The organism is Sphingopyxis sp. BE235 (assembly GCF_031457175.1).
Classification (GTDB): domain Bacteria; phylum Pseudomonadota; class Alphaproteobacteria; order Sphingomonadales; family Sphingomonadaceae; genus Sphingopyxis.
This window is the reverse complement of the sequence record NZ_JAVDWC010000004.1, coordinates 188,601-203,710: the sequence shown is the minus strand read 5'-3', so window position 1 is coordinate 203,710 and position 15,110 is coordinate 188,601. Positions and strand designations below refer to the sequence as shown.

The window sequence follows — 15,110 nt, the reverse complement described above, 5'->3', positions numbered from 1 at the left end:
TTAACCCTGAATCGCAAGTTTCCGGTCGCACCTGCGGCGCCCACGGGGCAAAAGAAAGGCCGCCTGCCCCGCGGTGGGACAGACGGCCTTGTTTTCGTAAGCGGGGAAGGGCTTAGAAGCCCGCCTTCGCCTCCGCCTTTTCCTTGAGCAAAGGCGCGACCGCGAATCCATGTTTCTCGAGCGCGGCGACGATCTTGTCGGTGCCTTCCAGCCCCGCCCAGAACATCGGCCCGCCGCGATAGACCGGCCAGCCATAGCCATAGATCCACACGACATCGATGTCCGACGCGCGCTGCGCCTTGCCTTCGGACAGGATCAGTGCGCCTTCGTTGACCATCGGATAGAGGGTGCGCTCGATGATTTCCTGATCGCTGATCTCGCGCTTCGCCTTGTTCGACCGCTGGCGAAAATCCTCGATGATTTCGGCGACTTCGGCGCTGGGCGACGGATTGCGCTTTTCGTCATAATCGTAAAAGCCCTTGCCGGTCTTCTGCCCCCAGCGGCCGACCGCGGCGAGCGCGTCGCGGATGCTTTCGATGCGCGTCGGGTCGCGGTGCCAGCCGATGTCGACGCCCGCGAGGTCGCTCATCTGGAACGGCCCCATCGGCATGCCGAATTCGACATGGACCTTGTCGATCTGTTGCGGCGTCGCGCCTTCCATGAGCAGGTTCATCGCCTCGACCTGGCGCGGTTTCAGCATACGGTTGCCGATGAAGCCGTCGCACACGCCTGCGACCACCGCGACCTTGCCGATCTTCTTGCCGATCGCCATCGCGGTCGCCAGCGCATCGGGCGCGGTCTTGTCGCCCCGCACGACCTCGAGCAGCTTCATGACATTGGCGGGCGAGAAGAAGTGCATGCCGAGCACGTCGCCCGGACGGCTCGTCGCGGTCGCGATCTCGTCGACGTCGAGATAGCTGGTGTTCGACGCGAGGATCGCGCCGGGCTTGGCGATCTTGTCGAGCTTGCCGAAGATGTCCTTCTTGACGTCCATATTCTCATAGACGGCTTCGATGATCAGGTCGCAGTCGGCCAGATCGTCGAGATTGAGCGTCGGGGTCAATATGCCCATCATCGCCTCGACCTGCTCGGGCTTGAATCTCCCCTTCGCGGCCGATGCGTCGTAATTCTTGCGGATCACGCCGGTGCCGCGGTCGAGCGCTTCCTGCTGCATCTCGACGATCGTCACCGGGATGCCCTTCTGGAGGAAGTTCATGCTGATCCCGCCGCCCATCGTGCCGGCGCCGATCACGCCGACCTTCTTGATGTCGCGCAGCTGGGTGTCCTTGGGCAGGCCGTCGATCTTCGCGGCCTGACGCTCGGCGAAGAAGATGTGGCGCTGCGCCGCCGACTGGCTGCCGAACATCAGCTTCATGAACTGCTCGCGCTCGAACGCGAGACCTTCCTCGAAGGGCAGGCGCGTCGCCGCCTCGACGCAGGCGAGGTTGGCGTAAGGCGCTTCGAAACCGCGCCAGCGCTTGGCGTTCGCGGTCTTGAGCTGTTCGATTACCGCGACGTCGCCGAACACCGGGCGCTCGCGCGTCGGGCGCGGGCCGTCGGCGATCTTTGCGCGTGCAAAGGCGATCGCGTCGGGGGCAAGGCTGTCTTCGCCCGCCAGCTCGTCGACGAGGCCGAGCTCCTTGGCTTTCGCGGCGGGCAACGGATCGCCGGTCGAGGTCATCGTCGCCGCGGCTTCGACCCCGACGACGCGCGGCAGGCGCTGCGTGCCGCCCGCGCCGGGGAGCAGGCCGAGCTTCACTTCGGGCACGCCGAGCTTCGCCGAGGGCACCGCGATCCGGTAATGACAGACGAGCGCGGTTTCGAGACCGCCGCCGAGCGCGGTGCCGTGAATCGCGGCGACAACCGGCTTCGATGCCGCTTCGATGCTGTTGAGCACCGCATTGAAATCGGGGCCGCGCGGCGGCTTGCCGAACTCGCTGATGTCGGCGCCCGCGATGAAGGTTGCACCGGCGCAGCGCAGCACGATCGCCTTGACGCTATCGTCGCCAAGCGCGGCGGCGAAATGATCCTCGAGCCCCTGACGGACGTGCCAGCTCAGCGCGTTCACGGGCGGGTTGTTGACGATGATGACGGCGATTTCGCCATCCTTTTCCAGCGTGACGCTGACGGGGGTTTCTTCGGACATGGGAGACTCCTTCAATCTGGAACCCGTTCGCGCGGGGCGAACGGAAAGGGGTGTTGCATCTTCAATCGTCGATCGCGGCGTGGACAAAGGTCTTGACCTCGCGCCGCACGGGGTAGGTGGAGGAGGGCATGAGCTGGGTCATGAAGACCATGCAGATCTGTTCGACCGGATCGACGAAGAAGCCGGTCGAGAACATGCCGCCCCAGTAAAAATCGCCGACCGATCCGGGGGTCATCGTCTGCGCGGGGCTTTCGTTCACCGCGAAGCCAAGACCGAAGCCGATGCCGGCATTTTCGGCCTCGCTGAAGATGCCGACGCTATGCTGCGTCAAATCGCCGCCGCCGGGCAAATGGTTCGACGTCATCAGCTCCAATGTCTTGCGGCTGATGATCCGCACATCGCCGAGCTTGCCGCCGCCGAGCAGCATCAGGCAGAAACGGTGATAATCGTCGATCGTCGAAGCAAGCCCGCCGCCGCCCGAATGAAAGCTGCGATCCTTCGCCCAGCGGCTCTTCGCGCCACCGTCGAAATCCTGCATCTTGTCCTTGGGGTGGAAGGCATAGGCGTCGGCCAGCCGGTGCTGCTGGTCGGCGGGCACCTTGAACCCCGTATCGACCATGCCGAGCGGGCCAAAGATGCGCTCCTGCAAAACCTGCGCGAACGGCTTGCCCTCGATGCGCTCGATCACCGCGCCGAGCACGTCGGTCGCCATCGAATAATTCCAGTGCGCGCCGGGGTCGAATTGCAGCGGGATCTTCGCCAGATCGGCGATGAAGCTGTCCATCGTATAATCGGCGTCGAAATCGTCGATCTTTGCCTTGCGGTACGCGGCATCGACCGGCGTGCGTTCCTGAAAGCCATAGGTCAGCCCCGCGGTGTGGCGCAGCAGGTCGACCATGCGGATCGGCTGTGCCGGCGGCCGCGTCAGGAAGGGGACGTTGCCGCCGCCCGCGACGAACACGCCGGTGTCCTTGAACTCGGGGCAAAATTTGACGAGCGGGTCGGATAGCGCGGCCTTGCCTTCCTCGACGAGCATCATGAAGGCGATGCTCGTGATCGGCTTGGTCATGCTCGCGATGCGGAAGATCGCATCCTCTTTCAGCGCCTCGCCCGGGCGCGCCTCGCCGATGCACGACAAATGCGCGATCTCGCCGCGCCGCGATACGAGCGTCGCCGCGTGCGGCAGGCGGCCGGTGTCGACATATTTGGCGGCGAGAAAGGCGGGAATGCGGTCGAGCCGCGCGGTGTCGAATCCGTGGGTCATGATGATCGATCTATCAGTGCGAGGTCTGGCCGAGCAACTGGCGCGTCACCGGATGCGAACTGGTCAGCCCGCCGTCGACCGCGATCGCCTGTCCATTGACATAGCTCGCCTGATCGCTCGCGAGGAACAGCGCGACATTGGCGAGTTCCTCGGGCTGCGCCGCGCGGCGGAGCGGGTTCAATTGGCCGAGCTTGTGCGTCACTTCCTTGGCCTTGGCATAATCGAAGGTCGGCTTGGTCATTCCCGTTTCGGTGAGGCCGGGGCACACCGCGTTGACGCGCACGCCGCTCGTCGAGAGCTGCTGCGCCGCGACCTTAGCGAGGTTGATCACCCCCGCCTTCGACGCCGAATAGGCACCCGGACCCGCGCCCGAATTGAGCCCCGCGACGCTCGCGGTCAGTACGATCGCGCCGCCGCGCCCCTGATCGACCATCGCCTTCCCTGCATGCTTCACCATCAGCGCAGGGCCGATCAGATTGACGCGCAAAGTCTCGGCCCACGCATCGGGATCGAAGTCGAAAATGCCGCCCATGTCGCCGATGATCCCGGCGTTGGCGAAGGCGACGTCGAGCGCGCCATAGGTGTCCTTGGCGGTCGCCACGAGCGAGGCGACATCGGCCTCGACGCCCGCATCGATCTCGAGCGCGACAGCTTCGCCGCCGGCATCCTTCACCAGCTTGGCGGTCTCGTGCACCGCTTCGGTCTTGTCGCCGATGACGAGCTTCGCACCCTCGGCGGCGAAGCGCAGCGCGCTTGCGCGGCCGATGCCGCTGCCGGCCCCCGTGATGATCGCAACCTTGCCGTCCAACGCGCCCATCATGCGCCTCCCGAAATCGTGGCCCCGCCATCGCACACGATGGTCTGGCCGGTGGTGAATGCTCCCGCCTTGCTGGCGAGGAAGACCGCGGCGCCCGCGATCTCGTGCGGTTCGCCGATCCGCTTCAGCGTCGAGGCGGCGGTCGATCGTTTGAGATTTTCCTCATTTTCCCAGAGCGCGCGCGCCATATCGGTGCGCACCAGCCCCGGGGCGATGCAGTTGACGCGCACGCCGCGCGGCCCGAATTCGACCGCGAAATTGCGCGCGACCTGCATGTCGGCGGCTTTCGAAATGCCGTAGGCGCCGATGATCGGCGATCCCTTCAGCCCGCCGATCGAGCTGATGATTATGATCGATCCGTCTCCGCGTTCGAGCATCTCGGGTGCGACCATCGAAATCAGCCAGTGGTTGGACAATATATTGTTATCCATGATCTTGCGGAACTGGTCGTCGCTGATCCCGAGCCCGGGGCCATAATAAGGGTTCGATGCGGCGTTGCAGACCAGCGTGGTGATCTTGCCGAAGGCGCGGCGCGTTTCGGCGACCAATATCTCCAGCTCTTCCTTCGACGAGATGTTCGCGCGCACCGCGATCGCGGTGCCGTCGCCGAAGCGCGCGTTGATCTCGGCCGCGGTCTCCTCGCAGGCGTCGGCCTTGCGGCTCGAAATCACGACCTTCGCACCCTGTTCGGCCATCGCTTCCGCCGTGGCTTTCCCGATGCCGCGCGACGATCCGGTGATCAGCGCGACCTGCCCGGTCATGTCGAACAGGCTCATGCGCCGGCCTTCTTTGCAAAGTCCCACGCCTTTTCGGCGAGCGGACGGACGCGTTCGGACATGTCCTTCGCGTGCTGCGACGAGGCGGTGCCCTCGATTACGCGCTTCTTGATCCCCTGGATGATCCCCGCGAGGCGGAAGAAATTATAGGCGAAATACCAGTTCATGTCGGGCACGCCGTCGCGCCCCGTGGCGGCGCAATAGCGCTCGACCATCTCGTCGAGTTCGGGGATGCCGAGCGCCGCGCGGTCGAGGTCCATCACCCCCGAACGCCCGCCATTTTCGGTGACCCACGCCATCGCGACATAGGTGAAATCGGCGAGCGGATCGCCCAAGGTCGACAGTTCCCAGTCGAGCACCGCGAGTACCTCGGGCCGATCCTTGGCGTAGATCATATTGTCGATGCGGTAATCGCCGTGGACGACGCTGGTGCGCGTCTGTTCGGGCAAGGTCGCGGGCAACCACGCGATCAGCTGCTCCATCTCGTCCATCGTCTCGGTTTCGGACAGCCGGTATTGCTTGGTCCAGCGATCGACCTGGCGCCCGAAATAATTGCCGGGCTTGCCGAAATCGGACAGCCCCGCGGCCTCGACATCGACGCTGTGCAGCGCCGCGAGCGTGTCGATCATCGCTTCATAGGTGGCGCGGCGATTTTCCGGCGTCGACCCCGGCATCGCGCCGTCCCAGATCGTGTGTCCGTCGACCATCCCCATCACATAGAACCAGCTGCCAACCACCGTGTCATCGGTGCAGAGGCCATATTGGCGCGCGACCGGGAAGCCCATCTTATGGAGCCCCGCCTGCACCTTATACTCGCGGTCGACCGCATGCGCCGACGGCAGCAGCGGGCCAAAGGGTTTGCGTCGCAGCACATAATTGCCCGACGGCGCGCTGATCTTGTACGTCGGGTTCGACTGGCCGCCCGCGAATTTGCCCTGCGTCAGCGGACCTTCGAAGCCTTCGACATTCGCTTCCATCCACGCGGTCAGCTTCGCCTCGTCGAGCACATCGGCGCCCTCGGGCGCGACGGTGCCGCTGAAGGCCTTTTGTGCGTCGAGCGTCATTGATCGAATACGATCACCGACCGTGCGGCGTCGCCTTTCCTCATCTTGTCGAAGCCCTCGTTGACCCTGGCGAGCGGGATCGTCTCGGCGACGATGCTGTCGAGGTCGAGCAGGCCGCGGAGATAGAAGTCGACGAGGCGCGGGATGTCGACGGGGAAGCGGTTGCCGCCCATGATCGCGCCCTGCAATTTCTTGCCCGAGAGCAGGTCCATCGCCGAGAGGCCGACCTTTTCGTTCAGCGGCATCATGCCGAGGATCGTCGCGGTGCCGCCGCGGCGCAGCGACGCGACCGCAAGGCTCGCCGAGGCCGGACGCCCCACGGCTTCGATCGCATGGTCGACGCCCCCCTTGGTCAGCTCGACGATCTGCTTCGCTGCATCGTCGGCGAGCGCGTCCACCACATCGGTCGCGCCGAGCTTCACCGCCAGCGCGCGCTTTTCGGGAACCGGGTCGGCGGCGATGATGCGTCCCGCGCCGGCAATCTTCGCGGCGTTGATCGTTGCCAAGCCGACGCCGCCGCAGCCGACGACCGCGACGGTCTCGCCCGGCGTCACCTTGCACGCGTTGAAGATCGTGCCTGCGCCCGTCGTCACCGCGCAGCCGATGACGGCGGCGCGGTCGAGCGGCATCGCGGGGTCGATCGCGACGCACGCATGTTCGTGGACGAGCATCGTTTCGGCAAAGGCCGACAGGTTGAGCATCTGGTTGACGATGCTGCCGTCGGGACGCGTGATCCGCGGCGGCTGTCCGACGGCGCGGCGCGTATCGCCGCCCATGCACAGCGACATGCGGCCCGACACACAGAACTCGCAGTGGCCGCAGAAAGCCGACAGGCAGGTGACGACCGCGTCGCCGACCTTCACCGTGCGCACTTCGCTGCCGACCGCCTCGACGATGCCCGCGGCTTCGTGGCCGGGGATCGCGGGGAGGGGGTGCGGATAGGCGCCGTCGATGAAATGCAGGTCCGAATGGCAGAGCCCGCACGCGGCGGTGCGGATGCGCACCTCGTGCGGGCCGCAGTCGGCAATCTGTACCGTCTCGATCGACAGCGGCTTGCCCGGTTCGATCAGAATCGCGGCTTTGGTCACAATATCTCTCCGAATGCTGCTTTTAACGCGAAACGCCGACATCGCCCGACGAGAAGCCCGGCTCGCTCGCTTCGCTATGCTTGGCGAATTCGATCCGCGCGATCGCGCGTTCGTGGACTTCGTCGGGACCGTCGGCGAGGCGGAGCGTACGCTGATGCGCATAGGCTTTGGCGAGCCCGAAATCCTCCGACACACCGCCGCCGCCATGCGCCTGGATCGCGTCGTCGATGATCTTCAGCGCCATGTTCGGCGCCTGCACCTTGATCATCGCGATTTCGGCCGCGGCCGACTTGTTGCCGACCTTGTCCATCATGTCGGCGGCCTTCAGGCAGAGCAGGCGCGTCATTTCGATATCGATGCGCGCGCGGGCGAGGCGATGTTCCCAGATGCTGTATTCGGCGACCTTGCGGCCAAAGGCGACGCGCGACTGCAGCCGCTTCGCCATCTTCGCGATCGCTTCTTCCGCCACGCCGATCGTGCGCATGCAGTGATGGATGCGCCCCGGGCCAAGGCGCCCCTGCGCGATCTCAAAGCCGCGGCCTTCGCCGAGCAGCATCGCCTCTTCGGCGTTGACGCGCACGTCTTTCAGCTCGATTTCCATATGGCCGTGCGGCGCGTCGTCATAACCGAAGACGGGCAGGTGGCGCAGGATGTTCACGCCCGGCGCATTCAGCGGCATCAGCACCATCGACTGCTGCGCGTGGCGCTTCGCGGCAAAGTCGGTCTTGCCCATCACGATCGCGACCTCGCAGCGCGGATCGCCCGCACCCGACGACCACCATTTGGTGCCGTTGATCACATAATCGTCGCCATCGCGCTCGATGCGCGTTTCAATGTTCGTCGCGTCGGACGAGGCGACGCGCGGCTCGGTCATCAGGAAGGCCGAACGGATCTGCCCGTTCATCAGCCGGCCGAGATATTTATCCTTCTGCGCGCGCGTGCCGTACCGGTGGAACACCTCCATATTGCCCGTGTCGGGCGCCGAGCAGTTGAACACTTCGCTCGCGAAACCGACGCGCCCCATTTCCTCGGCGCACAGCGCATATTCGAGGTTGGAGAGGCCGGGGCCTTCGAATTCGAACGTCTCGTCGACATGATGGTGCGCGGCCGACTTGGGCGGCATGAACAGGTTCCAGATGCCGGCTTCTTTCGCTTCGGCCTTCAGATCCTCGACGATCTGGATGACTTTCCAGCGGTCGCCGGCCTTGTCCTGTTCGTTATAGGTCGGGACCGCGGGGCGAACCTTGCGTTCGATGAAATCGCGTACCCGGTCGCGCCAATAGACCTGCCGGTCGGTGAGATCGAAGTCCATCTGCGCGTCCTTTCCCTTTACGTTCACGTAAACCTTTGGACCGATTCGTCGGCCTTGCCAAGTCCCGCGGCCCTAAAATTACATCATTCCGCCGCTTGGCGACATGATCGTTACGGATGCGCCCCCGTGGCATCGGGTTCGCCGCGTGCGACGTCGCCCAGCAGCGCCAGCCGCGCCTCGTGATCGGCGCGCGAGATCGGGAATTTGCGCATCACGATCAGCCCCAGCGTGCCGATGACCAGCACCGCGAGCGCATAGCCGAGCGCCAAATTGCCGAGCACATCGCTGCCCACCTCGCCCGGCTTGGCATTCGCCGGAAAGGCCGCGAACGACAGGATCAGCCCCGCAGCGAAGATGCCGATGCCGATCGCGCATTTCTGCATGAAGAAATAGCCCGCGAAGAACAGGCCTTCGGAGCGCCGCCCGGTCTCGCTCTGCGACGCCTCGACGACGTCGGCCATCATCGACGACGACAGGATCATCAGGATGATCGAGAAGCTGTTGGAGACGAACACGAGCGCGAACATCGCCGCGACGCTCGGCTTGCCCGGCAGGCCGGGGAAAAACCCCTGGATCCACGCGAAATAGATGCCGCTGTTGACGAGCAGCGAGATCGCGCCCGCGAATATTGCGCCGTCGCGTTTGCCAAGCCGCGCCGACACGGGGGTGACGAATAGGAAGGCCGCGATCATCGAGCCGAACAGCAGAAAGACATAAGCGACCATCTCGCCCTGCGTGAACTGCCAGAAGTAGCCGAGCAGGTAATTGTTCATCGAAAAGGTGATGCCCTGGTTGATGAAACCGAACAGCGCGGCGAAGATCAGCCACAGGAAGGCGCGGTTCGACAGCGTGTCGCGCATCTCGCCGAGGATCTGGCGCAGCGTCGTCGCGGGTTTCGCATCATCGAGATTCGACACCGCGATGCGGTTGTGCTGCCCCGCGGCGGAGGTCAGGACCGCGCCCGCCATCAGCAGCGCGCCGCTCAGCGCATAAGGGAAATAGCCATCGGGATCGACGAGCCCCTTTGCGCCGCCGAAAAACACGCCATAGGCGAGCAGCAGGATGAGCAGGCCGCCGCCCCAGCCGAAGAGGAAGCGATAGCGCATGACGACGGTGCGCTCGTCATAGTCGCCGGTGAGTTCGGGCACGATCGCGACCGACGGCACTTCGCACATCGACACGAGCGAGCGGACGACGATCGCAAAGCCGATCAGCCACGCCACGGTCATAGCGTTGCTCATTTCGGGTGGGTGCCACAGCAGCATCCACATGATCGCGAGCGGGATCGGCGCGCCATAAAGCCACGGCAGGCGCCGCCCCCAGCGGCTGCGCGTGCGGTCGGTGAGTTCGCCGATGATCGGATCGACGAACGCGTCGGCGATCAGCGCGACCATGATCGCGGCACCGACGACGCCGGGGTCGAGCCCGATCACCTGATTGTAGAACAGCAGGAGGAAGGTCGAAAAGCCGTTGTCCTTGACGCCATAGGCGATGCTGCCCAGCCCGTGCATGACCTTCAGCCGGACCGGCAGGTGCGTGGCTTTCGGCGCGGCGATCGCCGCGTTCACGCCGGCGCCCCGGCCTTCGCCGCATCCTCCATCGCGACGAGCGCGTCGAACAGCCCGGGGGCTTCGGGGTCCCACGCATGGCGCTGGCCGATCGTCAGCCCGCCGTCGACCAGCATATGCGTGCCGGTCATGAAGCTCGACTCCTCGCTCGCGAGGTAAGCAACGGCGTTGGCGATATCCTCGGGCTGGCCGCCGCGCGCGACGGGCTGCGCGGCCTCGCTCATCCCCGCGATGATCGCCTTCGCCTGATCCTTATGCTCATCGGGCACGTCGAGCGACGAGGTGAAGATATTGGTGTTGATGAAGCCCGGGCAGATCGCGTTGACGCGAATGCCGTAGCGCGCGAGGTCGGTCGCCGCGACCTTGGAGAGATGCAGCACGCCCGCCTTCGCGACCGCATAGGCGATCGGCGAATAGCCCGCGCCCAATGCCGCGACGCTCGCCGTGTTGACGATTGACGCCCCCTTGCGCCCCTTCATATGCGGCGCGGCGTAACGGATTCCCATCGCGACCGATTTCAGCACCAGATCCATCGTCAGGTCCCAGCCCTCGGGGCTGATCTCGTCGATCGGCGCGCGGTCGCCCGCGGCGGCGGCGTTGTTGAAGACGATGTCGATGCCCCCGGCTTTCGCCGCGGCTTTATTCATCAACGCCTCGATGTCCGATGGCTTGGTGACGTCGCAGCGGACGAAGTCGATCTTGCCGTTCGACTGCTCGGCGAGCGCGCGTCCACCCGCCTCGTCGATGTCGGCGGCGAAGACGTGCGCGCCCTCGCCCGCGAGTTTCAAAACCGCTGCCTTGCCGATGCCCGACGCCGCTCCGGTGACGACGGCTATCTTGCCTGCGAATCGCATTGACCCATTCTCCCGTTTTCTTTTGCCACTTAGCTTAGGCGCCAAAGGTGACGCGTCAACGCCGGTCAAACCGACGCTACGGCGCCGTAAGGGCAGGCTCGTTTCTCCAAGTTGACGCTTGCGTAAACTAGCGAAGCGGACGTAGATTTGGCCGCAGAAGAGGAGCCAAAAGGATGAGCGAACTGGACGCTTTCCGCGCCGAGGTGCGGGACTGGCTGGAGGCGAACTGCCCCGCTGAAATGCGCGAGCCCGTGCGTGACGAAGGCGACGTCTGCTGGGGCGGCCGCAATTGGGTGTTCAAGAACGACGCCCAGAAGGCGTGGCTCGATGCGTGCGTCGCGAAGGGCTACACCGTCCCCGACTGGCCCAGGCCCTATGGCGGCGCCGGGCTGACTCCCGAGCAGACCAAGGTCCTCAAACAGGAAATGAAGCGCATCCACGCGCGCTCGCCGCTCGACAGCTTCGGCATCTGGATGCTCGGCCCCGCGCTGCTGCAATTCGGCACCGAGGAGCAGAAGGTCCAGTATCTGAACCCGATCGCGCGCGGCGAAATCCGCTGGTGCCAGGGCTATTCGGAGCCCGGCTCGGGCAGCGACCTCGTCAGCTTGCAGACTTTTGGCGAAGACAAGGGCGACCATTGGGTCGTCAACGGCTCGAAGATCTGGACCAGCTACGCCGACAAGGCCGACTGGATCTTCTGCCTCGTCCGCACCGACAAGGCGAACAAATATCAGGGCATCACCTTCATGCTCTTCGACATGGCGAGCAAGGGCGTCACGACCAAGCCGATCCTGCTCATCAGCGGCAACTCGCCCTTCTGCGAAACCTTCTTCGACGATGTCGAAGTGCCGAAGACGCAGTTCATCGGTGAAATCAACCGCGGCTGGGACGTCGCCAAATATCTGCTCGGCCACGAACGCGAGATGATCTCGGGCGGCGGCGCGGGCGGCGACATGGTCAGCATCGGCGGCGCCTTTGCCAAGGCGTTCGGCAAGAATGCCGCGGGCGAACTCGACGACCCGATCCTGCGCGCCGAAATGGCGGCGTTCGACGTCGATGTCTTTGCCTATCGCGCGATGGGCGAGCGCTTCATGGACATGTGGAAGACCGGCCGCGCGCATCCCGCATCGTCGAACATGATGAAATATGTCGGCACCGAGCTCAACAAGCGCCGCCACGAACTCGTCATGTCGGGCGGCGGCAGCGAAGCGCTCGAATGGGACAGCGAAGAGACCAAGGGCGGCGCGCGCGCGCGCGGCTGGCTACGCACCAAGGCCAATTCGATCGAAGGCGGGACGAGCGAAGTCATGCTCAACGTCATCGCCAAGCGGATATTGGATTTGCCGGGGGCTTAACAACGCGTCGCCCCAGCGAAAGCTGGGGCCGCTATCGGAATAGGGCGGTGCACGCCGCCAACGATCCCAGCTTTCGCTGGGATGGCGAAAAGAGATTGGGACAGATATGCCGCTCTATCACAATGACGACCAGGCGATGCTCAAGGACAGCGTCGCCCCCTTCGTCGCCGAACAGGCGCCCGTGTCGCACCTCCGCAGCCTCCGCGACAGCGCCGACGCCACCGGCTTCTCGCGCGACCTCTGGACGCAGTTCACCGAAATGGGGCTGCCCGGCATGCTCGTTCCCGAGGCGCATGGCGGGCTCGGCATGGGGCATATGGAGGCGGGCATCGTGCTCGAGGAAATCGGCCGCAACCTGACCCCGTCGCCCTTCCTGTCGACCAGCGTCGGCGCGGTCGCCGCGCTCGCCAAAGTGGGCGGCACGCAGGCGGGCCGCTGGCTCCCCGCGATCGCATCTGGCGAGGCAATTATCGCGCTCGCGATCGACGAGGGCGCGAAGCATCGCCCCGACCGCATCGCGACCACCGCGACGCGCGCGGGCAACGGCTTTCGGCTCGACGGCAAGAAAAGCTTCGTGCTCCACGGCCATGTCGCCGACATGAGCATCGTCGCGGCGAAGACCGACGGCGGCATCACGCTGTTCGCGGTGCCGAAGGATGCGAAGGGCGTCACCGCCGACCCGCGCCGCCTCGTCGACAGCAGCTTGGCCAGCCACGTCACCCTCGACGGGGTCGAGGTCGACGCCGACGCGGTGATCGGTGAGGTCGATGCGGGCGGTGAAATCCTCGACGGGCTGCTCGCCGCCACCCGCACCGGCGCCGCCGCCGAAATGGTCGGCGTCGGGCAGGGTGCGATGGACATGACGGTGAATTACCTCAAGGAACGCAAGCAGTTCGGCAAGCTGATCGGCGAGTTCCAGGGCCTCCAGCACCGCGCCGCGCATCTCTATGGCGAGATGGAAGTCGCGCGCGCCACCGTGATGAAGGCGCAGCAGCTGCTCGACGAAGGCAGCGAGGGCGCGAGGCTGATGGTCTCGGTCGCCAAGGCGAAGGCCGGCCGCGCCGCGAACCTCGCGGTGCGCGAGGGCGTCCAGATGCACGGCGGCATCGGCATGACCGACGAATATGACATCGGCCTCTATATGAAACGCGACCGCGCCTTGGCGGAGTATATGGGCGATGTGCATTATCACATCGATCAGGTTGCGCGGATGAACGGCTACTAATCTCACCCCTCCCGCTTGCGGGAGGGGCAGCGAGCCCCGGATCAAGTCCGGGGCGCAGCGGGGAGGGCATTGAGCCCGACATGCCCCACCCCAACCCTCCCCTGAAGGGGAGGGAGAAAAAGGATTGGACTATGAATCTTCAGGATATGTTCGGCCTCGACGGCCGCATCGCGCTCGTCACCGGCGGCTCGCGCGGCATCGGCAAGATGATCGTCGAGGGCTATCTCGCCGCGGGCGCGGCGCGCGTCTACATCTCGGCGCGCAAGAGCGCGCAGATCGAGGAGGCCGTCGCCGATTTCGAAACGCGCTATCCGGGCAAGGTCATCGGCCTGCCCGTCGACCTGTCGACCGTCGAAGGTTGCCGCGCGCTCGCGTCGGAGCTCGAAGCGCGCGAAGAGCGCCTCGACATCCTCGTCAACAACGCCGGCGCCGCTTGGGGCGAACCGTTCGAGGGTTTCCCCGAGGCGGGCTGGGACAAGGTGATGGACATCAACGTCAAATCGCCCTTCTTCCTGACGCAGGCGCTCCACGGGCTGCTCAAGGGCGGCGGCACCGCCGAACGTCCGGCGAAGGTCATCAACATCGGCTCGATCGACGGCCAGCGTTTGAACCCGTGGGAAACCTACAGCTATCACGCGTCGAAGGCGGCGATCCTCTACCTCACGAAGCGGCTCGCGGCGCGGCTGGTGCAGGATCATATCCTCGTCACCGCGATCGCGCCCGGCGCTTTTCAGTCGGACATGAACAAGGCGGCGCGCGACCATGGCGACGCGGTGGCGAAGAGCATCCCCGTGAAGCGCATCGGCGTGCCCGAGGATATGGCGGGCGCCGCGATCTTCCTCGCGTCGAAGGCGGGCGACTATGTCGTCGGCGACACGATCACCGTCGACGGCGGGCTGGTCCACGGCGACGTGCGGACGAGCATCGACGCCTAACGCCCTATCTTTCATCGTCCTGCCGGACTTGATCCGGCATTCCGCTTTGCAACGTCGAATGGCGGGACCCCGGATCAAGTCCGGGGTGACGAAAGAGGAATTTGACTCGGCTGTCTCCAAGGTGTATTATGTAACTAATGCACCAAGGAGATAGTCCATGCGTCTCGCGTTCCTGATCCCCCCGATGATGCTCCTCGCCGCCTGCGGTTCGGAAGAGAAAAAGGCCGGTGAGGGCACCGAAGTCTCGATCAACGCCGGCGACGAGCATGGCGGGGTGCAGATCAAGACCGGCAAGGACGGCGGCAATATCAAGATCGGCGGCGATGGCGCCGCGATCGACATCGACATCCCCGATTTCGTCGACCTCGATATCGAGAGCGATTTCGATATCGACGGGGTGAAGCTCTATCCGGGGAGCAAGGTCACCAAGGTCGACGTCGACGCGAACGACAAGAGCGGCGCCGACAAGGCGACGGTCAAACTCGGCTTCACCTCGCCCGCGGCGCCGACGAAGGCGGCCGACTGGATGGCCGCCGAGTTCGCCAAAAAGGGCGTCAAGATCACGCGCAGCGGCGACGCGCTCGCGGGCAAGGACAAGGACGGCGCCGATTTCCGCATCAACTTCGTCCCCGACGGCGCGAACGCCAGGGGCGAGGTGGTGATCGTCAAGAGCTGACCTTACACCGTCGCCCCAGCGAAAGCTGGG

13 protein-coding genes are annotated in these 15,110 nt (G+C 65.0%); 4 read left to right on the top strand and 9 right to left on the bottom strand.

What is annotated here, in order from left to right; translation table 11 throughout:
* Positions 1–112: 112 nt before the first annotated feature.
* From J2X38_RS17325 to J2X38_RS17285, 9 genes are all read right to left on the bottom strand, one after another.
* Complete coding sequence (locus J2X38_RS17325) at positions 113–2,146, bottom strand: 3-hydroxyacyl-CoA dehydrogenase NAD-binding domain-containing protein (RefSeq protein ID WP_310255823.1); 2,034 nt, start codon at positions 2,144–2,146, stop codon at positions 113–115.
* A gap of 61 nt (positions 2,147–2,207) precedes the next feature.
* On the bottom strand, positions 2,208–3,410 hold the full coding sequence (locus J2X38_RS17320) for a serine hydrolase domain-containing protein (protein ID WP_310255821.1): 1,203 nt from the start codon (positions 3,408–3,410) through the stop codon (positions 2,208–2,210).
* A gap of 13 nt (positions 3,411–3,423) precedes the next feature.
* Entirely contained in the window at positions 3,424–4,227 is an 804-nt protein-coding gene (locus tag J2X38_RS17315) for an SDR family NAD(P)-dependent oxidoreductase (protein ID WP_310256094.1), read from the bottom strand.
* On the bottom strand, positions 4,227–5,003 hold the full coding sequence (locus J2X38_RS17310; RefSeq protein WP_310255819.1) for an SDR family oxidoreductase: 777 nt from the start codon (positions 5,001–5,003) through the stop codon (positions 4,227–4,229). The genes J2X38_RS17315 and J2X38_RS17310 overlap by 1 nt, the downstream gene beginning before the upstream one ends.
* Entirely contained in the window at positions 5,000–6,067 is a 1,068-nt protein-coding gene (locus J2X38_RS17305) for a phosphotransferase family protein (protein WP_310255817.1), read from the bottom strand. Before J2X38_RS17305 ends, J2X38_RS17310 begins: the two co-directional genes overlap by 4 nt.
* A complete protein-coding gene (locus tag J2X38_RS17300) occupies positions 6,064–7,155 on the bottom strand; it encodes a Zn-dependent alcohol dehydrogenase (protein ID WP_310255816.1) in 1,092 nt (363 codons plus the stop codon). The genes J2X38_RS17305 and J2X38_RS17300 overlap by 4 nt, the downstream gene beginning before the upstream one ends.
* A gap of 22 nt (positions 7,156–7,177) precedes the next feature.
* Positions 7,178–8,467 (bottom strand): acyl-CoA dehydrogenase family protein, encoded by a 1,290-nt coding sequence (locus J2X38_RS17295; protein WP_058539897.1) that lies wholly within the window; start codon positions 8,465–8,467, stop codon positions 7,178–7,180.
* Positions 8,468–8,577: 110 nt separating this feature from the next.
* Positions 8,578–10,035, bottom strand: coding sequence for an MFS transporter (locus J2X38_RS17290; protein ID WP_310255813.1), 1,458 nt, complete (start codon positions 10,033–10,035; stop codon positions 8,578–8,580).
* On the bottom strand, positions 10,032–10,889 hold the full coding sequence (locus J2X38_RS17285; RefSeq protein ID WP_310255811.1) for an SDR family oxidoreductase: 858 nt from the start codon (positions 10,887–10,889) through the stop codon (positions 10,032–10,034). The genes J2X38_RS17290 and J2X38_RS17285 overlap by 4 nt, the downstream gene beginning before the upstream one ends.
* A gap of 173 nt (positions 10,890–11,062) precedes the next feature.
* Here J2X38_RS17285 and J2X38_RS17280 point away from each other — a divergent pair, with 173 nt between their 5' ends.
* From J2X38_RS17280 to J2X38_RS17265, 4 genes are all read left to right on the top strand, one after another.
* Positions 11,063–12,244 carry an acyl-CoA dehydrogenase family protein gene (locus J2X38_RS17280; RefSeq protein WP_310255809.1) on the top strand — a complete coding sequence of 394 codons (1,182 nt, stop codon included), beginning with the start codon at positions 11,063–11,065 and terminating at the stop codon, positions 12,242–12,244.
* Between the two features lie 106 nt (positions 12,245–12,350).
* Positions 12,351–13,469, top strand: a complete 1,119-nt coding sequence (locus J2X38_RS17275; protein WP_310255807.1) for an acyl-CoA dehydrogenase family protein — start codon at positions 12,351–12,353, stop codon at positions 13,467–13,469.
* A gap of 131 nt (positions 13,470–13,600) precedes the next feature.
* The gene (locus tag J2X38_RS17270; protein ID WP_310255804.1) at positions 13,601–14,404 is read left to right on the top strand and encodes an SDR family oxidoreductase; all 804 of its coding nucleotides are present in this window, start codon (positions 13,601–13,603) and stop codon (positions 14,402–14,404) included.
* A 157-nt stretch (positions 14,405–14,561) separates the two neighbouring features.
* Positions 14,562–15,080 (top strand): hypothetical protein, encoded by a 519-nt coding sequence (locus J2X38_RS17265; RefSeq protein ID WP_310255803.1) that lies wholly within the window; start codon positions 14,562–14,564, stop codon positions 15,078–15,080.
* The last annotated feature ends 30 nt before the right edge of the window (positions 15,081–15,110 follow it).